The organism is Streptomyces sp. MS06 (assembly GCF_047200655.1).
GTDB lineage: Bacteria > Actinomycetota > Actinomycetes > Streptomycetales > Streptomycetaceae > Streptomyces.
Window position 1 is genome coordinate 36,097 of the sequence record NZ_JBJZOJ010000048.1, and the last position, 23,921, is coordinate 60,017.

Here is a 23,921-nt window from a genome sequence, read left to right on the forward strand (position 1 = left end):
CCGGCCCCCTCGGCCGTCTCGTTGACGACACGACGACTATCCGTCGCCGACACGGGGGGCGACTTCCGCAAAAATACCTGCCCGGATACCCGTCTGCTCGCCCCGGTGGGGCGCACGTGCCCGTGTCAGGCGATGGCCGTCGCCTTACTGCCCGGTTACGGCGGCGTCCGTCCGGAACTCTCCCGTTGTTCGGCGGATCCCGCACCGGCCGGTGCGCCGGTGGTCCGGCCGGCCCTCAGCCCGGTCCGAGCCGCGGGGAACCCGCGGATCCGCAGTCCGGGCTTCCGTCCGACCGATCACCTGCGCCTGCCTCCGCGGCCCGGATCAGAACCTGAGCGAGGTCGGCGCCTGCGACGCCAACCCGTCCCAGGCCCCCAGCCCCTACGACCTGCCGGCCGCCTCGGAGCGTCACTCCATCGTCCGGCGATGTCGGGCGAGCCGTACCCCTGGATCAGCAAGCCCGACTACCAGGAACGGGCCGACGGCCCGTGGTGCCGGCAGGTCACCCAAGCGTTGGCCCGGCTCCCCAGCCGGTCAAAATCACCCTCGAACGGTATAGCAATGGATTCAACCTATTAGAGCGAGATATCCTATATTAGGAGGTTGTACATATTTTGCAGATTTCTACGGCAGTGGGATGCGACAGGTTGCTCCGACAGCGAGGGCGTTAAGATGGATGGCCGTGGGCGGATCGGGGTGCGGCTGACCGCCGACCGCGCTCGTGCGGCCCTGGTCACCGACGGGAGAATCAGGCAGGCCGAGTGCCGCGCCGATGACGACCGGGCACTCCCACGCCTGCTGCGGGATCTCGCCCGCGACACCTCGCCCCGGTCCGTGACATGGGACGTCTCTACGCAACTCGATCCGGCACGGTTCGGCTCACCGGTGGCAACCCTGCGGATCACGCCCCGGCCACCGGTTCACACCCTCGGCGGCCGCCACCCCTCTCCGCTCCTGCGGTCGCTCGTGCGGCGGCGGGCCTTGGTGACCGGAGGACACGACCTCTTCGACGTTCAGTTCTCCCCACTGGACGCCGAAGAGGTGCTTCGCAGCGCCGCCTCGGCTTACGAAGAGGGAACGAGCACCTTCGCGGTGACGGCCACGGGAGCCCCCGGCTCCCCCGATCATGAGCTGGCCGCCGCCGAACTGATCCGCAGCCTCCATCCCCAGACCGAAATCTCGCTCTCACACGAGGTCGGCGGACTCGGTCTGGTGGACCGCGGAGCCGCGACCGTGATCAACGCCGCGCTCCTTTCCACCGCCGAGCGGGTCGTGGAGCATTGCGCGGCCCTCACCGGCCGGCTCGGCCAAGATACATCGGTCTGGTTCATGGCCGGGGACGGCGGCCGGATCTCGGGGGAGCGGCTGCGAACGCTGCCCGTGCTGGGACTGTCGGCCACCAGCGCCGCGGCTTTGATCGGGGCCGCGGCACTAGCCGGTTACGAGGACGCGCTGGTGGGGCTTGCCGGTCCGGACGGGCTCGCTGTGGGGCACGTCCGGGGCGGTCTGCCACGCGTGGCGACCGACCTCCCCGGCCCGGGCGGGGTGAGGATGGCCGTGCCCCAGACCCCACTCACCCCGATCACAGGTTCCCCGGCGGATTCCGCGTCCGTGTTCGCTTTGCTGACCGAGCACGACCAATTCCCAGGAGTGATCGCCGTCGCCAGTGGTGCCTCGGACGGGGCCAACCCAAGCGGTGACGACCATGATCGGCACGACCGGCACAAGGCCGCCCTTGAGCGGGCGCGAGCCGCTATCACCCGACTGCCTTCCACCTCCGTGCTGGTGGAGCCTCCTGCTGAACTCGCTGCTGTCGGTGCGGCCTTTGCCGAGCCCAGTGCCTGGCTGGACACCGTGTTCTACGCAGAGACCCCTGAGAAAATCGCCCGCAAGCGGAAGGCGGCGGAGCAAAGGGCGCTAACGCTGGTGGCGAGAAGCGGCGCCATACTCGGCAGCGAACACGTGGTCGACGCCAAAATCCTGTCGCTGTCATTCCTCCCCAGCGGCGCCTACCGTCTGATGGTGCGCGCCAGCGGGCAGGCCGAGGTCGATCCATGACCGCCCGCTCCATCTCCCTGGCCGACGTCCCAGCCCTGCTGGCGGGTGCCGAGTTCTTCTCCACCAGCGCAGCGGGCGAAGGGATCGAGTTCGTGGGCGTCTGGCTGGAGGACATTCTCGCCCACACCGGACCCGTGCAGCTTGTCACCGTCGATGAGCTCGACCCGGACGCACTGTGTGTGGCCGTCGGCTTGTTGGGCTCGCCGGTCCCCATGTCCGAGCTGCCGCCGTCCGGGGACGAACCTGAGATGATCGCACGGAGCCTGGCAGGCCGCCTCGGCTCCCCGCCGGCGGCCGTGATGGCACTCAACGCCGCCAACGTCAACGCGCTTCTCCCCGTGGCAGCCGCCGCCGTACTGGGACTGCCGTTGATCGACTGCGACGGCATGGGCCGCGTCTTCCCGCTGATCCACCAGACCACGTACGAACTGGCCGGACTGCCCCTCACCCCTCTGGCGACCGTCAGCACCGGGCACGATCTGACGCTGCTGGAGACCAGCTCGGCCCGAGCCGAACGGATCGCCAGGTCGTTGGTGCGCGCCGCCGGCGGGTGGCTGTTGTGCGGGATATATCCAGGCCCTGCCGGACGGCTGCGGGAGGCCGCGATCCACGGTTCCATGAGCCGCCTGATAGATGTCGGCCAGGTCTTGCGCGCACATGCACCGAGCACCATGCGCGCACGCGAACTCGGCGACGTCTCACCGTGGCCCGCCTTTGCTGCTCCCTCCGCAACCCCACCCCAGGACCCCGATTCCGACGGGCCACCGCCCGGACCACAAGCCGCGCACCGGCTCACGAACGCCCCCGCCGAGCGGCTTCTTCGCGCCCTGTCCGAGGCCACTGGAGCACGCACGGTAGGAAGCGGGCGGGTGGTGGAGGTCGGCCCCTCGGTGGGGCAGGCGGTATATCCCGGCAACCCGATCAACACAGTCGTCCACGACCAGGACAGCGGCCGCCTGATCCGGCTGGAAGCGTACACAGAGCTGCTCCTCGCTCTGACCGACGGCGCCCTGACCGCAGCCGTTCCCGACCTGATCTGCCTGCTCGACAAAGGGACGCTGCGGATGACCGGACCCGAGCGACTGACCGCAGGCGACCAGGTGAGCGTTCTGTGCGTGCCCGCCGCTCCGGTATGGCGCACCGCTGCCGGACTGGCCCTCGCCGGACCGCGAGCTTTCGGCTATTCCCTGCGCCACCCCTGCGAGGAGGGCAGATGAAGCGCGCTGGACAGCCCAGAGAACTGACCGTGGACGAGCTCGTCAGGTACGGGCCGCTGAGCGTCGCCCAGATCCTCGCCGGGGAGAACCTGACCCGGCCGGTGTCGCAGGTCGCGCTCGTCTCGGAGTTGGACCAGGTGCGTTTGTGTGAGCCGGGCACGGCGATCGTGCTCTCCGGCACTCTGGCCCAGGGAGCCTGGACGGTCGAGTCGGCGCTCCGACTGGCCTGGGAGCGCAGCGCCGCCTGCCTTGTCAGCCCTTCCGTCGCCGGTCTCACGCAGACCACCGCCCAACTGGCCCGGCGCATGCAACTCCCTGTCTTCGTCGTGGACGGGGACATGGCAGCCTGCACGGTGAAGCTTGCCGCGGCCATCGCCAGCCCCGAAGCCGCCCGAGCACGGCTCGCGGCACACTGCGCGGAGCTCTTCACCGAGCGCAGCAGCGTCCGTAGCATCGTCGGCGTCATGAACTCGGAGGTCCCAGGAGTTTCCGTCGCGCTCGTGGCCCCGGACGGCCGTGTACTGGCCGGTCGGGCCTCCGCCGCCGACAGCGAACACGCGGTGCGGGTGGACGTGCCCGACCCCGAGGGCCATCGCTGGGGCGACCTCGTCGCAGCCGTAGCCGGTCCGCCGTCGCGGTCATGGGCCGACACGGTACATCTCATTCTGCGGTTGGCACGCGCGCCGCTGGGCGCTGCGGTGGCCAAGGACCACATCAGCGCGGTGCACGATTCCGAGCGTGGACGAGTGGCGCTCGGCACCCTGCTCCGCGCGCCCTCCGGTCCTGTCCAGGAAACGACGCGTCAAGGCCCCACTGCACAGGACCAGGAGACGCAGGCTCTGGCCGAGGGCCCGTTCGGCTGGCGTGTCGAGGGACGACATGTGGCGGTCTTCCTGCGGTCGAACTCCACGCTGGACACCGCCGTCTCCGGCCCTGGTGTCGTCTCCGCCTGGCAGGAGACCGTGGCAGACCTGCCTCTCGTGCCCTGGGACACGGGGTGGGTCAGTTGGTGGAGCGGGGACCACATCGATGAGCAGACAACGGCGAAGGCCTTGCGGCGGGTGCTGACCCAGATGCGCTCACCTGTCCATCTGAGCGGCGGTGTGGGACGCGTTGCGCAGGGCCCCCAAGGGCTGCGGGAGTCTGTGTCGCAGGCGGCGCTGGCAGCCGCAGTAACAGTGCGGCAGGGCCATGGGACGGTCCGCTCATTCGACGAGCTCGGCTACCAGGTGATGCTTGCCGCACTGTCCCAACGAGACCTCCGGCACGCGGCCCGCATCGTCCTGCGTGACCTGCTCACAGCACCTGACGGGACGATGCTGGTCATCACGCTGGCCGCACTGCTGGACTGCTCGAACTCCACCAGCCAGGCCGCCGCCCGGCTCGGCGTACATCGCAACACAGTGCTCGGTCGGGTGGAGCGGATCAGGGCGAGAGGAATCGATCTTGACCATCCCGATCAGCGGTTGGCCCTTCACCTTGCCTGCTATGCGGTGCTGCCAGACAGGGGCTGACACGTCACAACGACCAAGCCCCGGCGCGGTATCGAGGAGAACTCGGCCGCGCGTGCTGCTGGCACCTGACCGTCGAGCACGTCGGCGCGGATCGCCTCGACGTCACGCTCGGCGGGGTCCCCGAAGCCGCCACCGAAGGTGACGGCCGAAGGCGGTGAGATCCTCTTCGCCGACCAGGTCACCGGCCGCACTTGGGGAGAGAAGGGGAAGACGCCCGTCGTACGGCGGAGCGGGAACCGGTTCTCCGTGAACGCGATGTCGAGTTTGCTCATGCCTCCAGGTCGGTGAGCAGCACGTCGACATCCACACGGCGGCCGTTGTCCGTCTCCCGTATGGCGAAGGAGTGGGAGAGGACTTCGACGATGTCGAGCCCGCGGCCGTGCTCGTCCGGATCATTGCACACCAGCCGCGAGGCCGTGGGGCAGGGGCGTCCGCTGTCGGAAACCGCAATGCTCAACATCCCCTGGGACAGGGCCAGCATCACAGTCATCTCCGAACGCCCATGCCGTGAGGCGTTGGTGGCTAGCTCGCTGATGATCAGGACGACGGAGTTTCGGTCATCCGAACCCATGCCCCAGTGGCTCAGCACGCGCGAGGCGAACCGGCGAGCGGTCCGTACATGGCCATCGGCGGCCGGAAGGGAGATCAGTGCCTGGTGAGAAGTCGCCCGGTCCGGGGCGTCGGCCGGAGCGGGCCGGACCACGGAGGCATCCACAGGAAGATCGTGACCAGGAGGGACCGCGGGTGCTTCAACGAACCGAGATCGGCGATTTCTCATGGCCCCTCCTCGGATGGGGGAACCGCCTCGCGCGGCTTTGCCGCGATGGGAGCAGCTTCTCAAGGGGAGGGGCGGCAGCCATGGGCGGCGTGCTGCCGGCGAAGGGAAGTCACTGGGCGGATTGCACATCGTCCGCAGCGGCTGTCGTATCCGATCAAGCGGACGGGGAGGCCTCGACGACGTCGGCCCGGTCCCGACCTCGTCCCCGAGAACAGCCCGGGGCACACGGGCGTGGCCTGTGTGCCCCGGGCTGTTCGTCCACCGCGTCGTGGCACGGACGGAACCGGTGGTGGTGGTGGTGGTGGCGTCAGGTTCGTGTGGACGCCGCGCGGCGCCGGCGCGGGGCGAAGCGCTGCGGCGCGAAGGGGAGGGCGATGTCGGACGTGTCGGCTCCGTGGCGGCCCGCGCCGATGGCCGTGGCGATGAGGTCCGCGGTCACCGGCGCGAGGGTCACGCCGAGCATGCAGTGACCGCTGGCGACGAGCACGTTGTCCGTGCCGGGCAGCGGCCCGACGACGGGCAGTCCGTCGGGGGTCATCGGGCGCAGTCCGGACCAGCTCTGTTCGGGTGCCGACGGGGGGAAGCCGGGCAGGTAGGTGCGGGCGGAGCGGGCCATGCCCAGCAGGCGACGAGGATCGATGGCCGCGCCGAAGCTTCCGAACTCCATCGTCCCGGCGAAGCGCAGCCGGTCCCGCAGGGGGGTGACGGCCACCTTCGCCTCGCCGAGGTAGACGGCGTGGCGCAGTTCGACGGCTTGTGAGGTGTCGTCGAAGCCGTAGCCCTTGCCCGGTTGGATGGGCAGGGGGAATCCCGCCAGTCGGGCCAGAGCGGCGGTGTGTACGCCCGCCGCGAGGACGAAGTGGGTGCCGGGGATCTCCTCGCCCCCGGCGAGGACCGACGAGGCTTCGGTGCCGCGGAAGCGGATGTCGGTGACGCGGCGCCCGCGCAGGAACCGGACGCCGAGTTCGCGGCAGCGATGCTCGAGGCCGGCGACCAGGCCGGCCGGGTCCAGATGCCGTTCCTGCGGGCAGCGCAGGCCGGCGTGCACCTGTGGGCCGAGGGCGGGTTCGAGGTCTCTGAGCTCGTCACCGGTTAGGGGCTCGGCGGTGTGCCCGATGCGCTCCATCGAGGCCATGTCGGCCCGGTAGCCGTCCAGGGCCTGCTGCGTGGTGAACGCCATGAGCTGGCCCGTGCGGTGGCACTCGAAGTCCACTCCGTCGCGTTCGTAGGCGTCGAACAGTGCCAGTGTGCGCGCGTTGAGGGAGACCAAGGCCTGCACGCCGTACTCGAAGTCACGGGGGTTGCAGCGGCGCAGCATGTTCACCATGAAGCGGACGTGTTCGGGGCGCGGGGACGGCCGCACGTACAGCGGGCTGTCCCTGCGGATCATCCAGCGGGCGGCCTTGCCGAGCATTCCGGGTGCCGGTACAGGGGCCGACATGATCGGGACCACCCATCCGGCGTTGTGCACGGAGGCTGAAGCCGCCGTGCCGCGGGCGGCCTCGACGACGGTGACCGCCAGACCGTCCTGTGCGAGTCGGTGGGCGGTGGCCAGTCCGACCACGCCCGCGCCCACAATCACTGCGCTGTCCGTCATCGTTGTCGATCGTCCTTGTCAGGGGTTCTCGGTGGCCGGGCGGCCCTGGGCGGGGTGGGGGTCAGTGGAGGAACTTGTCGGCCAGGAGGCGTGCGACGGCCCAGTCCTGCGTGGCGACGCCGACGGTCTTGAACACGGTCCGCCCGCCGTGCGGTACGGGCGGGCCGGTGAGTGCGTGGCCGAGTTCGGCAAGCGAGTCCTGGGTGATGGCACCGGCTTCGAGGGCGTGGATGATCTCGCCGGATTCCTGAAGCACGGCATCGAGTTCGTCGATGACGACGCGGCTGTCGGCGAGCAGGTCGTCGGGCAGTTCGCGCATGGTGGGGCGGAACGCTCCGATGGCGTTGACATGCACGCGGGCGGGCAGCGCCGACGCCTGGAACAGGGGTTGGGTCGCCGGGGTGGCGCAGCACACGATATCGGCTTCCGAGACAGCGTGGTCGGCGTCCGTTGCGGTGTCGAGGTCGACCCCCGCCAGCTCGGTCTCCAGCGTCTGCAGGAGCGTCCGGGCGCGCCGGGGGTCGGTGTCCACCACGGTCAGTCGGCGCAGGGGCCGGACCGCGTGGACGGCGCGGACCTGGTCCGGGGCCTGCCCGCCGGCGCCGATCAGGGTGAGCCGGTCGGCCTGGGGGGCGGCGAGGAGGTCGGTGGCGACACCGACCACTGCCCCGGTGCGCAGGGCGGTGACCGGCCCGGCGTCGGCGACCAGCTGGTCCGGGCGGCCGGCCTCGCTCCACACCACGATGCCGGTGATGGCGGGTGTGCGCCGGAAGTTCACGCTCAGCGTCTTGATCATGGCGGAGGAGGTCGGACGGTGGCGGGTCGCCATCACCAGGAACTGGCCGTCGTTCAGCGCTATGCGGGTGGGCATCTCGAACATGCCGCCCGCGAGGTCGATGAATCCGTCGCGGACGGCGTCGATCGCCTCCTTCATGGTCACGGCCTCACGGATCTCGCGTTCTGTGACGGTCGTGGTCGTCATGGCACTCCGCATCGTGTTCGTCGGGCTCCTCGACCGACTCGTCCAGGAGAAAACCCCAGTAAGGTATTACACCTTAGGTAATGCGGCAAGGAGTAGCGCGAGGGTGCGCCCCTGGGGCGCCTGGATGTTCCGTGTTATGCATAAGGCGTGACTACTTCTCGCCCGGAAGCGAAGCCCGCGCACAAGCCGCAGCTCAAGTCGGTCAGCCTGCGCCAGCAGGCACGGGAGGCCCTGCGGATCCGGATCACACTCGGGCAGATCGAGCCCGGGCGCGTAGAAAGCGTGATCAACGTCGCCGCGGAGCTGGGCGTCTCGGTCACACCGGTCCGCGAAGCCGTCATGGACCTCGCCAACGCCGGCATGGTGGAGATCATCCGCAACCGGGGCTTCAGGGTGCCGGAACTCACCGAGCACGACCTGGACGAGATCTTCCTGCTGCGCACCATGCTGGAGGTCCCGGCCACGGCCGAGGTCGCTCGGCTCTCGGACAAGGCGCCCCTCGCACCGTTCCGGCAACTGGCCGAGCAGCTCGCCCGCGCCGCGCGCGAAGGGGAACTCGTCTCCTTCCTGGATCTCGACCGCCAGTTCCATCTCGGCCTGCTGGAGTTGCTGCACAACCGCCGACTCGTGGCCATGGTCGGCCAGCTGCGCGACCAGGCCAGGATGCACGGCCTTCAGAAACTGGCGGACCAGGGGGAACTCGCGCAGTCCGGCGACGAGCACATCGCCCTCGTGGACGCCCTCATGTCCGGCGACGACGCGCTCTGCGCCGACCTCATGCGCAGACACCTCGTGCACAGCCGCGGGATCTGGGCCGGCAAGGCGGAGGACGGCCTGTGACACCGGCGTACAGCGTCCCCGCAGCCACCGCACCGGGCACCGTCCGGCCCTGACCCCCGACGCGGCCTGCCTGCACACCGGGGCGGCCGCTGCGCATTCTTTCCCATGACCTGAACACAGGACTCTTGACAGTGGCCGACCGGCCCTCGATCCTCAGTGAGGTATTACACCTCAGATCAAGAAAGGGGGAGGTCGGCAGGCCCGTCCGCCACGCCCGGACCTCACTCCGGGCCGGCCGCCGTCGAACGGATGGCCCACAACGGAGACAGGAACATTGCTCAGCAAGAAGAACGCCATCGAACTTCGCAACGTCGTCAAGAAGTTCGGTGACCACACCGTCATCGACGATGTGTCCATGACCGTGGCCGAAGGCGAGGTCGCCGCCATCATCGGCCCGAGCGGCGCGGGGAAGAGCACCCTGCTGCGCTGCGTCAACCTGCTCGAACGGCCAGACAGCGGGACGATCGCCGTGGCGGGCACCCGCATCGACGCCGACAACCAGATCAAGACCAGGGACCTCGCGCGGCTTCGCAGCGTGGTGGGCATGGTGTTCCAGTCGTTCAACCTCTTCCCCCACCTGAACGTGCTGCGCAACATCACACTCCCGCAGGAACAGGTGCTCGGCCGGAGCCCGCAGGAGGCACGCGAGCGAGGGCTCGCACTGCTCGCACGCGTCGGACTGGCGGACAAGGCCGACCAGTACCCCAACCGCTGCTCAGGAGGACAGCAGCAGCGGATAGCCATCGCCCGCTCCCTGGCGCTCGACCCCGAGGTGATGCTCTTCGACGAGCCGACATCCGCACTCGACCCCGAACTGGGCCTCGAAGTCCTCACCGTGATGCGGGAACTCGCCGACGAGGGCATGACGATGGTGGTCGTCACCCACGAGATGCAGTTCGCGCGAGATGTCTCCGACCACCTCGTCGTCATGGCCGACGGCGCCGTCCTCGAAGAGGGCAAACCCGGCGACGTCTTCGACGAACCCACCCGGGCGCGGACCCGGCAGTTCCTCAGGGCGGTGGACCGCGATGGGGTCTGACCTCTTCCTCACCGTCCTCAAAGGGGTGCCCCTGACCCTGCTGCTGACCGGCGCCAGCCTCGGCATCGGCATCGTGGGAGGCCTTCCGTTCGTGGCCGCCCGCACGTCCCGCAGATCGCTGCCGCGCGCCCTGTCCCGCACCCTCATCGAGATCTTCCGGGGCATCCCGCCCCTGGTGTGGCTGTTCATCATCTACTTCGGCCTGGGAACCTCGCTGCCCGCGATGAGCCCGCTGGGAGCATCGATCCTCGGCATGGGGCTGATCTCCTGCGCCTACATGGCCGAGATCTACCGAGGCGGCCTCACCGCCATCCACCCCGGGCAGTGGGAAGCGGCCAGGGCACTGGGCATGAGCACCACGGCCATCATCAGCCGGATCATCGCCCCCCAGGTCCTGCGCATCTGCGTGCCGGCCACGGCCACCTACGGCATCGGACTCTTCAAGGACTCCTCGGTCGCGTTCACACTGGGCGTCACCGAGATCCTCTACTGGGCGAACGAACGGGCGCGCGACACCGGCGACGCAATCAAGCCGTTCCTCGCCGCAGCCGTCGTCTACATCGTCATGTCGGCGCTCTGCGCGGCGCTGTCCCGCTCCCTCGACAAGCGCCTGCAGGCAAGGGTGGCCCGATGACTCTCCTCACCGACTGGGCGGACGCCTTCCCCTCACTCCTGGACGGTCTCGCCACCAGCGTCCAACTCGTCGGCGGCAGCCTCGCGCTCGGGATGCCGCTCGGGCTCCTCCTCGCCCTCGGATCGGCCTCACGGACCCGGCCGCTGCGCTACCCGGTCATCGTCCTGGTGGAAATCGGGCGCGGCACACCAGCCCTGGTGATGCTGCAGATCGTCTACTTCGGGCTACCCGAACACGGGCTCTCCCTCACCTCATTCCTCTCCGCAACACTCGCCCTCGCCCTGACGACCGGCGCCTACGCAAGCGAGATCATCCGCGGCGGCCTGCAATCGGTCCCGCAGGGCCAACTGGAAGCAGCGGCGGCACTCGGCATGAGCCGACCGTCCGCACTGCGCCACATCGTGATCCCGCAAGGGCTGCGCGTCGCCGTCCCAGCCCTCATGGGCCTGGCCATCCTGATCTTCCAGACCACCTCCCTCGCCTACTCGATCGCGGTCCCCGAACTGCTCCACGCCGCCTACTCGGCGGGATCCTCCACGTTCAAGTACCTCAGCATCCTCTCGCTCGCCGGCCTCATGTACGTCTCCCTCACCATCCCCGCAAGCTGGCTCTCCGCGCACGTCGAGCGGCGCCTGGCCCGCCACACCTGACCCCTCACCACACACCCGCCCGCCGGCCCCACGCAGGAAACCAGACCGACCTGCACCACCCCACGGAAGGTACCGACCGCACAGACACCCACCCTCATGCCGCCCTCACTCCGCCGAAGGGACCACCCCCTCAACCCCGGAACGCGGACATCGAAAGAGCAAGCGACCCACCCCACCTCCACGCACCAGGAAGACCCATGAACCACAGACTCCCGGCCTCGGCAGCCGCCGCACTCCTGGCCATCGCCTCGCTCGCAGGATGCGCGAACGACTCGTCCCCGGCAAAGGCGGCCAGCGACAACTGCACACCCCGGCACACCTTCACCACCATGAGACCCGACACCCTGACCGTGGTCAGCTTCGACATCCCACCGTTCACCAAGATCGAAGGCGACGACCTCGTCGGCGTCGACGGGGACATCCTCAAAGCCATCGCGAAGATGGAATGCCGCACCCTGTCCGTCAAGGCCGCCGGCGCAGCCGCCGTCATCCCCACCGCACAGGCCGGCCGAGCCGACCTGGCCGCCGGCGACTGGTACCGCACCGCGCAGCGCGCCAAGGCCCTCGATCTCTCCGCCCCCCTCTACCTCGACGACATGGCACTCGTCTCCAAGCAGGGCACAGCCTCCATACAGAACCTCAAGACCCAGAAACTCACCGTCGGAACGACCGAGGGCTACCTGTGGGTCGCCGACCTCAAGAAGTACCTCGGAAGCAAGCTGAAGACCTATGCATCCAGCGTCAACTGCTACCAGGACATGCAAGCAGGCCGCCTGGACGTCTGCGTCGACAGCTACGGCTCAGCCGTCTACACCACCAAGAACAAGGGACTGAAGATCAAGAAGGCTCAGCCCTTCGACAAGGTCAAAGCCTCCATCGAAGCCGCACAGGCCACCTTCCCCATGCCCAAGGGACACCCCGACATGGTCAAGGCCATCAACGACGACATCGCCACCCTGCACAACAACGGTCAACTCGCACACATCCTCACCACCCACGGCCTCCAAAGCACCGCCGCAGACGTCGGCGCCCCCCGCCTCATCAACTGAGACCACACCCCACAGAGGGGTCGGGGGCGCCGTCGTAGCAGGCGGGGCCGGGCCCTACGCCTCCTCGGCCCCCGGCCCCGCCTGCTGCACCACGTCGAACGACCACAGCGTCGAGCCGGAAGCAGCCGGGCGGGGACGCCCCGCCCCCTCCCCGCTCCCGCCGCCGCCCTGGTGCGCGGCCTGCATCGGCCCCTCCATCCACGCCTGGAAGGACTCCTCGTCCCGCCAGCGCGTGTACACCAGGTACTGCTCGGTGCCCTCGACGGGGCGCAGCAGCTCGAACCACTCGAAGCCGTCGGAGTTCTCCACGGCGTGGGCCCGCGAGGCGAACCGCTTCTCCAGCATCTCCCGCTGCTCGGCGGGAACGGTCAGGACATTGATCTTGACTACGCTCATGCCCCCATCCTGCCCGCCCCCGTCCGCCCGTGGGGCCGGTCCCCGGCACCGGGCGGGCCGAGCCGGAACGGCGCGGGTCGGGTCCGGGCGCCCGTTTCAGTCACCCCACCGCCCCGAAAAGGGTCCCCGCGCCCCTCTGATCGGGTGATGTCACAGGTCCGCGCCAAAGCCGACCCCGCCGACGGCCGTCCGGCGCACCGCGCCCCGGAACCAGGTACGTTCGAGAGCGTGGCAGCATTCAGGATGGGACGCGGCGGTCGGAACGACCGTGCCGCACAGACGCGACCGCAGCAGCAGCCCCCGCACGGGCAGCCGGTGCCGCAGGGACCGCCACCCGGATACCCGCAGGCGCCGCACCCGTACCGGCAGGCGCAGCACCGGCACCAGCAGTACGGCGGCGGCGGACCTGCGGGTCCGTCACGTCCGGCCGCCTCCTGGCCGCAGCCGAACGGCGGAGGCGGGCGCGGCGGAGGCGCGCACGGCGAGCCCGAGTACTTCGGCGACGGTCCCGCCCCGCACACCGGGGGCCCGTCCGGAGTCCAGGACCCCTACGCGGCCAACAACCCGGGCCACACCCAGGCGTTCTCCGTGGACGACCAGGCCCCCTACGACGACGGATACAGCCAGGGCGGCACCTACCACGCGGGCTCGGCCGCCCAGGCCGCCCCGGTCGGCCCGCGCCTGCACTGGAAGGAACTGCTGAGGGGAATCGTCCTCTCCCCCGACCAGACGTTCCTCCGTATGCGGGACCACACGATGTGGGGCCCGGCCCTCATCGTCACCTTCCTCTACGGCCTGCTCGCCGTCTTCGGCTTCGACGGCGCACGCTCGGACGCGATCAACGCCACCCTCGCCAACGCCGTCCCGATCGTCCTGATCACGGCCGTGGCGATGGTGGTGTCGGCGTTCGTCCTGGGCGCGGTGACCCACACCCTGGCCCGCCAGCTGGGCGGCGACGGCTCCTGGCAGCCCACGGTGGGCCTGTCCATGCTGATCATGTCCCTCACGGACGCCCCGCGCCTGGTCTTCGCGATGTTCGCGGGCGGCGACGCGGGCTTCGTCCAGGCACTCGGCTGGGCAACCTGGGTGGCCGCGGGCTTCCTGCTGACGCGCATGGTCGCCCGCTCCCACGACCTCCCGTGGCCGAAGGCGCTGGGCGCCGCGTCCATCCAGTTGATCGCCCTGCTGTCGATCGTGAAGCTCGGCACTTTCTGAGCAGCGCGGTCCACGGGGCCCGGCCGAGCGGCGGGCGGCCCCGGCCGAGCACCCAGGGGCTTCCCGCGTCGCAGGGAAGCCCCTCTCGTGTGCCGGGCCGGCCCAGTCGGCCCGGCGGCCCCGCCGGCCCTGAGAACCCGGCCGGCCCTGAGAACCCCGCCGGCCCGGGGGATCCGACATCCCGGGAGGCCCGGACACGAAGGACCTCGAAGCAGGACGCCCGCGCCCGACACGCGCGGTCTCGACGCGGGCCCCCACCCCCCGGACACGGCGCGTGGTCTCAACGTGGGGGATAGAGGTGCTCGGGCCCCTTCCGCGTCGGGTGCAGATCCCAGTACAGGTCGGCGATGGTGTCCGGCTGCGTCTCGGGGCCGCCCTGGCCGATGAAGGTCGCCAGCACCACATGGGCGACGTAGACACCGCGGTCGGAAGCCACCGCGTGCAGATTCTGCGCCCAGTTCTTCAGCTCCGCGCCCGCCATGCCGACGTTGGCCAGCGGGGGGAGCGGGAGTGAGGCGGAGGCGTTGGTGGTGAGCAGGACGGTTCCGCTGCCCCGTTGAAGCATGTCCGGCAGCACGGCACGAGCGGCGGCCACCGCCCCGTACAGGATCCGCTCGAACTGGGGCTGAATGGTCTCCGGCGTCACCTCCAGCGCCCCGACCTGGTCCATCCCCTCGCCGGGTGCATGCGGTGCCGGGGAGTACTCCAGTACGTCTATGCCGCCGAAACGGGACCGGGCACCGGCGAGCGCGTCGACGACCTCGTCCGGGCGGGTGACATCGGCGGTGAAGCCTTCGGCCTCGACGCCCTCGTCGGCCAGGGTGGTCACCAGTCGGTCGAGCCGCTGACGGCTGCGGGAGAGAAGCGCGGCGCGATAGCCCTCGCGGCCGAACCGCCGGGATGGACAGTCCGAGACCTCCTCGCTGAGGTGGGTAGGGGCTGCTCGGAGCGCCAGTCCGGCCAGGAGTTGCGCCTCGACCGGGCGGCCGTCCTCGGCGATGTGCCGAACCGGTCGGAGCGACCGTGCTGACCCGGCGTGAGTGCCAGGTGGCCCAACTCATCCGGGAGAGTCTCACCGACCGGCAGATCGCCGCCGGCCGGTCATCTCCCCGCGCACGGCCCAGGGGCACGTGCAGGACATCCTGCACAAACTCGGCTTCACCCGATGTGTCCAGGTGGCCCTGTGGTTGCAGAGGAGGGTGTGAAGGGCGCTGCCGGTGGTGGCGCGCCGCCCGCCGAGAGGCGGGCGGCGGCCGAGCCGGTGGAGCGACCCCCGAAGGGGCCGGGCGGCCTTGCTGCCGGACGGGGGTACTCCGTCAGCATGGTGCTCGCTCCTCCGGCTTCTTCACGATTGCGGCAGCAGGGAGCCCTGCAGGCAGGACTTGGGCGGCTCTGCGCCGCCGTCGTAGTCCATGACGGGATCCGCCCCCTGGACCATGAGACCGACGGTGGCGGGGACAGTCCACGCCAGGCTGCTGTTGGCGTCGAAGGTCCACTCGCCGGTGACCTTGCGCATGGGGATCTGGAGCCAGATCCATCCCCACTTGCCCGGGGGCACGTCATGCCAGTAGGTCTTGGTCCACGTCGTGGAGTGCGACCAGGTGGCAGTGTAGGTGGTGGTCAGTTTGACGGTGATTTTCCCAATCAGGGCGCCCGTGAGTCCACCGGTCTCGGCGGCGACCTCCACGCTGTTGGCGATGGAGTAGGTCGCACTCTTGGATGTCTCGACGGCCAGCTGCATCCTTTGCTGCACCGACGAGTGGTTGCCCACGGGCGCACCGAAGCAGCCTTTCGGCGTGTAGTAGACCTTGCTCATGGAGCCCTGGCTCCATGAGCAGGACTTGGTGTCCTTGGCACACTTGATGGAGGCGTGCTCGATGGCGAGCTGGAGAAGCTGGCTGGATCCCTGATCGGCCTCGGGCAGCCGCGGGTTGTCGGCCCCGATGATCCACTGCTGGGTGGGGGCTCCGGTGCAGTGGACGGGCCGGACGGTCCCGCCGTCCTGGTGTTTGCCCGTGATGTCCAGGCATTTCCCGGTGGCCTCGTTGCGGATCAGGAAGACGCCGTTCTTGACGTTCCCGCTGGGGGTGACGTACCACTTCTGCGCCTTGGCGCCCGTGCAGTCGCGCGCGCCGGCGAGGTCGTGGGAGCCGTCGGCCGTGAGGCACTTGCCGTAGCCGCGGTTGTAGAGGGTGAACGTTCCGTCGGAGTGGTCCGGGCTGATTTTCCACAAGGGGGCCGCGGCATGTACCCAGTAGGCGACCAGCAGGCCGCCGGCTCCGGCGGGCGGGTACAGGTCGAGGTTCCTGTTGCCGACGGAGGGGGTTCTGATCTCGGCGCAGTTGAGGGAGTGCAGGGTGTCGGTGCCGCATGCGTCGATGCGGGAGTCGGCCTGAGCGGGAGTGACCGCGTGGGGGGTCAGGCCCGCGGCCGTCGCCAGAAGAGCTCCGACGGCGATGGCGGCCAGGCGTCTGCCGGTGTGTCGGCGTAGGGGGTTTGTCACGGTGAACACTCGGCTTTCTGTTTCCGGTGTCTGTGTCTGGCGGTCTTGCAAGGGGGTGATCCGGTCCTGCCGGATGTCGCGCGTGTCCGGGTCGCGGCGGTGGCGCGGTGGGTGTCGAAGGGACGTGTCCGGGTCACGGCGGTGGCGCGGGGCCCGAGAATCGAGTGGGGCGCGCCTGCGCCCGGGAGGGTTGGTCGGTTCCTCGGCTGGCTCTGCGTGACACGACCGCCGGTGGGCGGCGTTGCGATCACGCTTCGGATCCTGCACCGCGGGGCGGACCGCGGACGACCGGAAAACTACTCGCTGTGCTACTGGCTCTGTTCAGGGTGCACCAGGCATCGGCTCCATGGTGCAGTGCCCCCCTGGAGGCCTGACATGGCCCCAGCCATGTGCGTGGCCAGCGCTGTTGCACTCGGTTCGGTCTCGACGGGGGCCGCTTTCAAGGCTCCGTTCGATGTACTGCTTGCTGGTGCTGCCGGTGTTGTGCCCGCCCGCGGGGGCGCGGGTTGGCTCCCGACTCCGCCGCGGGGCAGGGCGGGTGTGCGGTCGGTGGCGCTCCCGTGTGGCGCACGGGTGCCGACCGGCGCACCGGCGGAGGGCGGGGCGGATATGGAGGTGGGGGTGCGCGTCCTTGCCCCGGAGGCTGCGGGGGGGCGACTACCGGGGAGAGGCTAGCCTCGGTCGAATCGGCGGCGGGCGGCCTTGACGTCGGGGAGATGCTGCTCGGCCCAGTCACGCATCGTGGCCAGGGGCTCGGTGACGGTCATTCCGAGGTCGGTGAGGGAGTAGTCGACTCGCGGCGGACGAAGGTGCGCGAGGACTTCGCGGTGGACGAGACCATCGCGTTCGAGGCGGCGAAGAGTCTGAGACAGCATCTTCTGGGTGATACCGGGGATCGCCCGGCGGAGTTGACCGAACCCGTGGGGCTCGTCCTGGAGCTTGCCGACGATCAGCGCGGACCATGCGTCCTCGGCTACCCGACCCCGCGCGACGAGACGCACAACGACGCGGACCTCGCCAGGGCGAGGGCACTGGTTGCCTCCCTGCCGGGGAACGCCGCCGGGGTCCCCTACGATACGGACGGCGCCGGCCGCTGGTTCCGGACGTCGGTGACGTGGAGTTCCTGGCCGCCTGCCTTCGCCATCCGGACTTCCACCTGGCCAAGTAGCGAATCCTGCCGCTCGCGCCCGACGGTCGGTTCGGTCCGCGGTGTCCCGCAGCCACAGCGCCGATGAGGCGATCCGCACGCCGGCACGGCAGCGGGCGGCCGGCTTGTCGAACCGGCCGGCGACGGCCCGGAACTGATTCAAGGGCGCAAAGCAGCGTTCGACCACACCCCGGCCCCGACAGGCCTGCGCGTCGAATGCGGGAGATCGACCGCCCGGTCCGCCACGGCGAGCCCGGTCGGCGATCTGGTCGCGCCGCTCGGGGCCACGCGCCGGGAATGCCGCAGGCGGCATGGTGCGGTCGGCGGTATCGCCGGTGCTGAGCACGATCGACAGCGGCGGACCCCGGCCATCCACTCCCGTACGGCGTCGTTCATGTCGGCGATGCTCTCCGCGCTCACACCTGGGTGCGGTGGAAATTGACGTAGGACCGCGAGGCGGTCGGTCCGCGCTGCCCCTGGTACCGGGAACCGTACCGCTCGGCGCCGTAGGGGTACTCGGCGGGCGACGTGAGCCGGAACAGGCACAGCTGCCCGATCTTCATACCCGGCCAGAGCTTGATCGGCAGGGTGGCCAGGTTCGACAGCTCCAGCGTGACGTGCCCGGAGAACCCGGGGTCGATGAACCCGGCGGTGGAGTGCGTCACCAGACCGAGCCGGCCCAGCGAGCTCTTCCCCTCCAGACGGGACGCGAGGTCGTCGGGCAGCGAGATGACCTCGTACGTGCTGGCCAGCACGAACTCCCCGGGATGCAGGATGAACGGCTCGTCGCCCTCCGGCTCGACCAGCCGGGTCAGATCGGGCTGCTCGACGGACGGGTCGATGTGGGGGTACCGGTGGTTCTCGAACACCCGGAAGAAGCGGTCCAGCCGCACGTCGATACTGGACGGCTGCACCATGGAATCGTCGAGCGGATCGATCCGCACCCGCCCGGCGTCGATCTCGGCCCGGATGTCCTTGTCTGAGAGAAGCACGCCCCGAGGATACGCAAGGCGTGCACGGCCACCACAATCGCGGCGACCGGGCACGCCTCCCGCACAGCCTCGGCAGCAACCTTTCCCTGCTGCCGCTCTACCGCTTCTCCACGGCCACGGGCCGCTCTACCGCCCCTAACGCCTCTCGAAGCTCACCGGCACCACACTGCGGAGCCGGGCACATCGAGGACATCGCATGAGCCGGCCGGGCCCGAGGCGCTCGGCCTGCTGCATCGGGAACGAAGTGGCGGTGAAAACGTGCCCATCGGCACAACGGACGACGGTGCGCTCCATCAAGTCCTGCAGTCCCTTCCCCAAGAGCCGCGTCTGGCTGGCATAACCCTGACGACGAAAGGCCACAGTACGGGATGAAAGGGACGGCCCTCCAGGCGGCGCTCCGACCCCGCGCGGCCCCTCTCCGTCCGCTCCACCGTACGCCCCAACTCGGGCCGCCCGCAGCCCGCTCACCCCCCTGAAACACACTCAGCCCCCGAGGCCTGAGCACCGGGGGCTACGCATGAGGTACAGTGATCGGGCATTCCGACACCGCCCTCGGCGGGCCTCGGAAGATCACGCGGGTGTAGTTTAATGGTAGAACATCAGCTTCCCAAGCTGAGAGCGCGAGTTCGATTCTCGTCACCCGCTCCACGCGAAACCCCCAGGTCAGAGACCCGGGGGTTCTTTGTTGTCCAGACCGGTGGGCAGGCGCCGCACCACAACCGCACCACTAGCTCCAAGGCCGAGGGCCGGCGCCTGCCCTTCTTGTTGGCCATCAAGCCCCGGCTCCGCCCACGCTGCGCCGACGCGCGCCCACATGCGGATAGAGCCGGTGGCCATGAGGCGATCACCTCAGAGCACGGCCCGCGGTCAAGGTAATGCCTCCGGCGGGGGATCGGCCGGCACCGGGATGGAAGGGGCGCCGTTGCCCACTGCGGGACCGTAGTGGCGTGCGTGGGGCTCCCATCCCGTCCACCGTCGACCCAGGCAGAGCCGAGCAGACACGGCACCGGGCGTCCAGGTCGTTCGTACAGTGGCGCGCTCCACCTGGACGCCCTGAACCACGCCCGCTCCACGGTGTGTGGGTCGACGGCGGACGGGATGGGAGCTGGGGTGGGTGGTGGGTGCAGGGGATAACCTCGGCACCCGATCTCAAGATTTGTGGGCACTGCGATCGGTCCGTCTGCACATCAGCGGACACGAATATGGGCTGGTCAGACGTAGAGGTGGAGTGGATGAGCGCGAGTGTGGAGCGCGAGCGCTGGGAGCTGCGGGCCGAAGGTGGCGTGGGACCGCTGCGGTTCGGGATGTCTCCAGCAGAGGTCGCCGAGGCACTACTGGTCTCCGAGCCGGAGGCACGGGTTGGCGGCCGGTACGAGCAGGAAGACTTCCCGGGCGGCGTGAAGGCGTTCTACGACGTGGGCAAGCTTGCATGCGTCGCGCTGGATGCGGTCGCCGGTCCGCAAGTCTTCCTGGCAGACTTCCCGCTGGCAGGCAGCGATCCGGCAAGGGCCCACCAGTTCCTCTTGGACCACGCCGCCGAGCACGGGAACTGGGTGCTTTACACCCCTGACGCATCGCTCGCCTTGACCGATCTCGGAATCCTTCTGCGTGAGCAGCGGGCCGGGGAAGCGCTCCTGACACGCCCGCTCTTTGTGAAGGAAGAGTGGTTGGAGTCGGAGTACTACCGCGACCACATTCCGCTGGAAGGTGCCCCCGGCTGACCAGGGGACGAGGAACGGCCGTGCCATAGCCGTGCCAGAACGGGCGGGGACTCGCGGGGAATCGGGGTACGCAGGGGTACCCTCGCCGGACTCTGATGGCGTCCCTTGAAGTGGTGTAGCCGTTCTTGGCCGATGTGCGCCCCCGGCTCGCCACCGCGTTGCCCCTGATGGACCGCTCGTACGCCCTGAACGAGTACGGGCCACCGTGCAGCTCTTCCCAACGACGCCGCCCGCTCCACGACAAAGGCCCAGGTCAGAGGCCCGGGCCTTCTTGCTGTGCGGTTCCCTCAGTCGTCGCGTGCCAGATGCTTGATCATCCGGCTTCCGTGCCACGGAGCGGCGAGCCTCCTTCAGGCGCGTTCGGGCACCGGTCCACCTCCCTCAACCGCGCAGCCAGGCGGCGCGTTTGACGCCGAAGACCGGCAACGGCATACCGACGACCACAGGGTGGGACGAACGAAGCTGAGCCGATCAACTGCCCTTCCCCGAAGAAGACTCGACGAAGGGAGCCGGCCGTTGGGCGTCACCGCGCACCCGGTCCCCCACCGCACAGAACCCAGCCCCATGACCCGCTGCCCGCCCGCACAGCGCTCCGGCGCGGCACACCCGATCCGTGCCCGCCGGTGTGGTCAGTGATCGCTGTAGTGAAATCGGGCTTTGATGATCTTCACTGCCTTGTCGTCCCACCGATAGACGAGGCGGTTGGAGTCATCCACGCGCCGTGACCAGTAGCCGGACAGGTTGCCCTTCAAGGGCTCCGGCTTGCCGATCCCTTCGTCCGGGGTGCGCTGGATCTCCACGACGAGTCGGACGATGCGCCGCAGCGTCCTGCGGTCCTGACCCATCCAGTAGGTGAGGTCGTCCCACGCCTCCGGGCCCCAGGTGATGTCCCTCACCCGGAGCCTCCGGCCATCTCGCGAAGCTCGTCCACGGTGGTGGTTACGGTGGGCTCCTGCCCGGCCCTGTCGCGGGCGACGGCGGCGAGCAGCCGGGACGCGTTGGCGGGCGTGGACAGGAGGTACATGGTTTCCTGCCAGGCGTCGAAGTCCTCTTCGGACATGAGGACCGCGTTTCCCTGCGTGGAGGAGATCCGCACGGGGGCGTGATCGTCATTCACCTGCTTGAGCAGGGGGTAGAGACGCTGGCGAGCCTCGCTTGCGCTTATGGTCATGGGTTCCTCTCCTCCTCTTCCTCACCCGGTCTGGCTCGTACGTAAAAAAGTACCACGCCGGTACGGAATTACGTACGACATCGGCGGCGGCGCAGCGGATCGTGCCCGGCATCCGAAGACCGCTGGTAGCCGCGAAGCCAGACGATCACCCACTGCCGCTCGAACAAGATCCGGATGCGGCGCCACTTCCTCGTGGCCCGTTGCCGAGGGCCGGCCGAGCCGACCTCACAGGGCCCGTCCGGGTGCCGGACTGTTCCTGGGGAGAGGGGTACGTGATGGGGTTCGGTTTCCGTGCCGGTGTGCCCGGGATGGGTGTGCGGTCCTCCGCTCGTGGAGTGCGCACGTCGCTCGGGCCACGTGCGGCGAGGCTCAGCGTGGGCAGATGGTCCACTTCGGCCTTCCATGGACGATCTGCCGAGGAGTAGGACCGTTGGGTCGGCGCCGACGGTCCCCGTTGATCGACTTGATGCGGATGAGGCCAGAGCTCAAGGCCTCGGCTGTATGGGTGCCGGCCACACCATCGACCGGCGCCCGTCGCCTTGACTCGGTCATTGAAGTAGGTCTCGCCCGAGCACCCTCGGGTATGCCGACGATGTTCACGTGCCTGCGCCATTTCCGCCCGGTGCTTCATCCTGGACCGGCTTCCGGGGTGTCACTGGTTGTCCTAGTCTGACCCGCATGACACCGGGGGACAGGGTCGGCGTGCGCTTTGAGCTGATCGAGCGGCTCGGCAGCGGGGGGATGGGTACCGTATGGCGGGCCTGGGACACGGTGCTGCACCGTGAGGTGGCCCTCAAGGCAGTGCGCCAGGACGCGGACACCTCGCACACCGTACGGGAGCGGGTGATGCGAGAGGCCAGAGCGCTGGCCCGGCTCAGTAACCCGCATGTGGTGACTGTGTACGAAGTCATCGAGGCGGAGCCGCACCCGTGGATCGTGATGGAACTCGTGCCCGGCACCACTCTCCAACAGCGCATCGAAGCCGGTCCGCTGAGCCCGGCAGAGACGGCCCGCATCGGCCGCCAGTTGCTCTCCGCCCTGCGCGCCGCGCACGCCGCCGGTATCCAGCACCGGGACGTCAAACCCGCGAACGTCCTCATCCGCCCCAACGGCACCGCTGCCCTAACCGACTTCGGCATCGCCGCCCTCCAGGGCGCGACGGCGCTGACCGCGACCGATCAACTCGTCGGCACTCCTGAGTACATGGCTCCCGAACGCGTCCGCGGCCGGGACGACGACCCGGCCTCCGACCTGTGGTCCCTCGGGCTGGTCCTGTACATGTGCACGGAGGGCGCCAGCCCGTTGCGCCGCGCGACCACGCCCGCCACCCTGGTCGCGGTCCTCGAAGAGCCAGTCCCCCCGCCCGTATGCGCCGGACCCCTGACTCCCGTCCTGCAGTCCCTCCTCGTGCGGAACCCAGCGGCCCGCCCCGACGCCGGGCAGTTGGACGCGATGCTCGCACAGGTCGAGGCCGGCACCACACCGAGCTGGGCCCAGTCGACGATGGCGGCGGCAGGAACAGCGGCCCCGGCACTCCAGGCGACACCCACACAACAGGACGTCCCCGAGCCTGGGACGCCAACTCGTCGTCGTACGCCGGCGTTCCTCGCAGCGACCGCTGTGCTGGCCGTCATCACGGCGACCGCGCTGCTGCTGACTTCCCGTACGCACAGGGACAACGCACCGACAGCCGGCCCGGACGTCGACACGACCACGCCCGCGTCGCTCACACCGGCCCCTCACACTCCGCCGGCGAGCCACACTCCGGGGCGCAGCCCGGACCCGACGCCGCGAGCATCCTCCTTCCCCTCAGCGGGCATGACTCAGCAGTCCTCGGCCCCGGCAGACAGTGGCCGCTGGATCGCACAGCTCTACTCGGAACCCGTCTCATCGGGCACCGCCGCCCGCGACCAGCGCCTCCACCGTATCCGTACGTCCGTGCCCGAAGCCCTCTACCTACGCAGCGACGACTACGCCTCACTACGCCCCGGCTACTGGGTGATCTACGCACCGGGTCCCTTCGCAGACGGCCGCGCCGCACTCACCTTCTGTGCCGAGCACGGACGCACCACCGCGAACGCCTGCATCGGCCGCTACTTGAGCACCGACCCCGCTGACTTCACCCTCCAGTGCCGTCCCCCGGCACCTGAGACGAAGGGCCGCTGCACACGCGACAGCTAGTGCTACGACCGCATGGTTCGCCGGATGGGACTGCAGATCGTCCGGGCCCCGTCCCTCCCTGATCACCCCTTTACGCCCTTCCGTATCAGAGACAGACTGGTGGGCGGCCTGTTCGCCGGTGCTTCACCCCCCTCCCCGGGTCGGCAGAGCCCTGAAGGTCGCCCCCTGGTGGGGCATGGGATCGGAGAAAGGGAAGCACCATGAGACGCTCCACGCTGCTCACTCGCACACTGGGCG

The 23,921-nt window shown here is 69.5% G+C and carries 21 protein-coding genes, 1 tRNA gene and 1 pseudogene; 13 read left to right on the forward strand and 10 right to left on the reverse strand.

The features are described 5' to 3' along the window. Positions 1 to 696: 696 nt before the first annotated feature. From ACL02U_RS23620 to ACL02U_RS23635, 4 genes and pseudogenes are all read left to right on the forward strand, one after another. Entirely contained in the window at positions 697 to 2,058 is a 1,362-nt protein-coding gene (locus ACL02U_RS23620) for a hypothetical protein (RefSeq protein ID WP_412792910.1), read from the forward strand. Then, a complete protein-coding gene (locus ACL02U_RS23625; RefSeq protein WP_412792911.1) occupies positions 2,055 to 3,275 on the forward strand; it encodes a DUF917 domain-containing protein in 1,221 nt (406 codons plus the stop codon). Before ACL02U_RS23620 ends, ACL02U_RS23625 begins: the two co-directional genes overlap by 4 nt. Beyond that, positions 3,272 to 4,789, forward strand: a complete 1,518-nt coding sequence (locus ACL02U_RS23630; RefSeq protein ID WP_412792912.1) for a PucR family transcriptional regulator — start codon at positions 3,272 to 3,274, stop codon at positions 4,787 to 4,789. Before ACL02U_RS23625 ends, ACL02U_RS23630 begins: the two co-directional genes overlap by 4 nt. Before the next feature lie 135 nt (positions 4,790 to 4,924). Next, positions 4,925 to 5,056 (forward strand): annotated as a pseudogene (locus tag ACL02U_RS23635) (IS630 family transposase); the annotation flags it as partial. Between the two features lies 1 nt (position 5,057). Here the strand turns inward: ACL02U_RS23635 and ACL02U_RS23640 are convergent. The 3 genes from ACL02U_RS23640 to ACL02U_RS23650 all read right to left on the reverse strand — a co-directional run bounded on the left by ACL02U_RS23640 (position 5,058) and on the right by ACL02U_RS23650 (position 8,146). Next, positions 5,058 to 5,504 (reverse strand): ATP-binding protein, encoded by a 447-nt coding sequence (locus ACL02U_RS23640; RefSeq protein WP_412792913.1) that lies wholly within the window; start codon positions 5,502 to 5,504, stop codon positions 5,058 to 5,060. Between the two features lie 370 nt (positions 5,505 to 5,874). Beyond that, positions 5,875 to 7,164 (reverse strand): NAD(P)/FAD-dependent oxidoreductase, encoded by a 1,290-nt coding sequence (locus tag ACL02U_RS23645; RefSeq protein ID WP_412792914.1) that lies wholly within the window; start codon positions 7,162 to 7,164, stop codon positions 5,875 to 5,877. A 61-nt stretch (positions 7,165 to 7,225) separates the two neighbouring features. Continuing rightward, complete coding sequence (locus ACL02U_RS23650; protein WP_412792915.1) at positions 7,226 to 8,146, reverse strand: ornithine cyclodeaminase family protein; 921 nt, start codon at positions 8,144 to 8,146, stop codon at positions 7,226 to 7,228. Positions 8,147 to 8,293: 147 nt separating this feature from the next. Here ACL02U_RS23650 and ACL02U_RS23655 point away from each other — a divergent pair, with 147 nt between their 5' ends. The 5 genes from ACL02U_RS23655 (at position 8,294) to ACL02U_RS23675 (ending at position 12,358) form a co-directional block, all read left to right on the forward strand. Continuing rightward, complete coding sequence (locus ACL02U_RS23655; RefSeq protein WP_412792916.1) at positions 8,294 to 8,986, forward strand: GntR family transcriptional regulator; 693 nt, start codon at positions 8,294 to 8,296, stop codon at positions 8,984 to 8,986. A gap of 274 nt (positions 8,987 to 9,260) precedes the next feature. Then, on the forward strand, positions 9,261 to 10,025 hold the full coding sequence (locus tag ACL02U_RS23660) for an amino acid ABC transporter ATP-binding protein (protein ID WP_412792917.1): 765 nt from the start codon (positions 9,261 to 9,263) through the stop codon (positions 10,023 to 10,025). Beyond that, positions 10,015 to 10,659: an amino acid ABC transporter permease gene (locus ACL02U_RS23665; protein ID WP_412792918.1), complete on the forward strand. Its 645-nt coding sequence runs from the start codon at positions 10,015 to 10,017 to the stop codon at positions 10,657 to 10,659. Before ACL02U_RS23660 ends, ACL02U_RS23665 begins: the two co-directional genes overlap by 11 nt. After that, positions 10,656 to 11,309 carry an amino acid ABC transporter permease gene (locus ACL02U_RS23670; protein WP_412792919.1) on the forward strand — a complete coding sequence of 218 codons (654 nt, stop codon included), beginning with the start codon at positions 10,656 to 10,658 and terminating at the stop codon, positions 11,307 to 11,309. The genes ACL02U_RS23665 and ACL02U_RS23670 overlap by 4 nt, the downstream gene beginning before the upstream one ends. A gap of 197 nt (positions 11,310 to 11,506) precedes the next feature. Continuing rightward, complete coding sequence (locus tag ACL02U_RS23675) at positions 11,507 to 12,358, forward strand: substrate-binding periplasmic protein (RefSeq protein ID WP_412792920.1); 852 nt, start codon at positions 11,507 to 11,509, stop codon at positions 12,356 to 12,358. 54 nt (positions 12,359 to 12,412) lie between these two features. On the opposite strand, the gene ACL02U_RS23680 is transcribed toward ACL02U_RS23675, so the two are convergent. Beyond that, on the reverse strand, positions 12,413 to 12,754 hold the full coding sequence (locus ACL02U_RS23680; protein WP_412792921.1) for an antibiotic biosynthesis monooxygenase family protein: 342 nt from the start codon (positions 12,752 to 12,754) through the stop codon (positions 12,413 to 12,415). 147 nt (positions 12,755 to 12,901) lie between these two features. Here ACL02U_RS23680 and ACL02U_RS23685 point away from each other — a divergent pair, with 147 nt between their 5' ends. Then, complete coding sequence (locus tag ACL02U_RS23685; RefSeq protein ID WP_412792922.1) at positions 12,902 to 13,969, forward strand: Yip1 family protein; 1,068 nt, start codon at positions 12,902 to 12,904, stop codon at positions 13,967 to 13,969. 280 nt (positions 13,970 to 14,249) lie between these two features. Here the strand turns inward: ACL02U_RS23685 and ACL02U_RS23690 are convergent, their stop codons facing one another. From ACL02U_RS23690 to dcd, 4 genes are all read right to left on the reverse strand, one after another. After that, the gene (locus tag ACL02U_RS23690) at positions 14,250 to 14,969 is read right to left on the reverse strand and encodes an SDR family NAD(P)-dependent oxidoreductase (protein ID WP_412792931.1); all 720 of its coding nucleotides are present in this window, start codon (positions 14,967 to 14,969) and stop codon (positions 14,250 to 14,252) included. 345 nt (positions 14,970 to 15,314) lie between these two features. Further along, on the reverse strand, positions 15,315 to 16,481 hold the full coding sequence (locus ACL02U_RS23695; protein ID WP_412792923.1) for an RICIN domain-containing protein: 1,167 nt from the start codon (positions 16,479 to 16,481) through the stop codon (positions 15,315 to 15,317). Between the two features lie 662 nt (positions 16,482 to 17,143). Further along, on the reverse strand, positions 17,144 to 17,473 hold the full coding sequence (locus ACL02U_RS23700; protein WP_412792924.1) for a winged helix-turn-helix transcriptional regulator: 330 nt from the start codon (positions 17,471 to 17,473) through the stop codon (positions 17,144 to 17,146). A gap of 562 nt (positions 17,474 to 18,035) precedes the next feature. Next, on the reverse strand, positions 18,036 to 18,611 hold the full coding sequence (gene dcd / locus ACL02U_RS23705) for a dCTP deaminase (RefSeq protein ID WP_412792925.1): 576 nt from the start codon (positions 18,609 to 18,611) through the stop codon (positions 18,036 to 18,038). Between the two features lie 574 nt (positions 18,612 to 19,185). On the opposite strand from dcd, the gene ACL02U_RS23710 reads away from it, so the two are divergent. Together ACL02U_RS23710 and ACL02U_RS23715 are read left to right on the forward strand one after the other, a co-directional pair. Then, positions 19,186 to 19,259: transfer RNA gene (locus tag ACL02U_RS23710), tRNA-Gly, on the forward strand. 584 nt (positions 19,260 to 19,843) lie between these two features. Continuing rightward, on the forward strand, positions 19,844 to 20,332 hold the full coding sequence (locus tag ACL02U_RS23715; RefSeq protein ID WP_412792926.1) for a hypothetical protein: 489 nt from the start codon (positions 19,844 to 19,846) through the stop codon (positions 20,330 to 20,332). 629 nt (positions 20,333 to 20,961) lie between these two features. Here the strand turns inward: ACL02U_RS23715 and ACL02U_RS23720 are convergent. Together ACL02U_RS23720 and ACL02U_RS23725 are read right to left on the reverse strand one after the other, a co-directional pair. Continuing rightward, positions 20,962 to 21,228 carry a Txe/YoeB family addiction module toxin gene (locus ACL02U_RS23720; RefSeq protein ID WP_412792927.1) on the reverse strand — a complete coding sequence of 89 codons (267 nt, stop codon included), beginning with the start codon at positions 21,226 to 21,228 and terminating at the stop codon, positions 20,962 to 20,964. Then, positions 21,225 to 21,503, reverse strand: coding sequence for a type II toxin-antitoxin system Phd/YefM family antitoxin (locus ACL02U_RS23725; RefSeq protein ID WP_412792928.1), 279 nt, complete (start codon positions 21,501 to 21,503; stop codon positions 21,225 to 21,227). The genes ACL02U_RS23720 and ACL02U_RS23725 overlap by 4 nt, the downstream gene beginning before the upstream one ends. A 678-nt stretch (positions 21,504 to 22,181) precedes the next feature. Between ACL02U_RS23725 and ACL02U_RS23730 the strand changes: the two genes are divergently transcribed. Next, entirely contained in the window at positions 22,182 to 23,684 is a 1,503-nt protein-coding gene (locus ACL02U_RS23730) for a protein kinase domain-containing protein (RefSeq protein ID WP_412792929.1), read from the forward strand. The last annotated feature ends 237 nt before the right edge of the window (positions 23,685 to 23,921 follow it).

Coding starts and splice junctions, on each gene's coding strand:
- ACL02U_RS23625 (WP_412792911.1), top strand. CDS start 2,055: ATGACCGCCCGCTCCATCTCCCTGGCCGACGTCCCAGCCCTGCTGGCG.
- ACL02U_RS23630 (WP_412792912.1), top strand. CDS start 3,272: ATGAAGCGCGCTGGACAGCCCAGAGAACTGACCGTGGACGAGCTCGTC.
- ACL02U_RS23645 (WP_412792914.1), bottom strand. CDS start 7,164: ATGACGGACAGCGCAGTGATTGTGGGCGCGGGCGTGGTCGGACTGGCC.
- ACL02U_RS23650 (WP_412792915.1), bottom strand. CDS start 8,146: ATGACGACCACGACCGTCACAGAACGCGAGATCCGTGAGGCCGTGACC.
- ACL02U_RS23665 (WP_412792918.1), top strand. CDS start 10,015: ATGGGGTCTGACCTCTTCCTCACCGTCCTCAAAGGGGTGCCCCTGACC.
- ACL02U_RS23670 (WP_412792919.1), top strand. CDS start 10,656: ATGACTCTCCTCACCGACTGGGCGGACGCCTTCCCCTCACTCCTGGAC.
- ACL02U_RS23675 (WP_412792920.1), top strand. CDS start 11,507: ATGAACCACAGACTCCCGGCCTCGGCAGCCGCCGCACTCCTGGCCATC.
- ACL02U_RS23680 (WP_412792921.1), bottom strand. CDS start 12,754: ATGAGCGTAGTCAAGATCAATGTCCTGACCGTTCCCGCCGAGCAGCGG.
- ACL02U_RS23685 (WP_412792922.1), top strand. CDS start 12,902: ATGTCACAGGTCCGCGCCAAAGCCGACCCCGCCGACGGCCGTCCGGCG.
- ACL02U_RS23715 (WP_412792926.1), top strand. CDS start 19,844: ATGAGCGCGAGTGTGGAGCGCGAGCGCTGGGAGCTGCGGGCCGAAGGT.
- ACL02U_RS23725 (WP_412792928.1), bottom strand. CDS start 21,503: ATGACCATAAGCGCAAGCGAGGCTCGCCAGCGTCTCTACCCCCTGCTC.
- ACL02U_RS23730 (WP_412792929.1), top strand. CDS start 22,182: ATGACACCGGGGGACAGGGTCGGCGTGCGCTTTGAGCTGATCGAGCGG.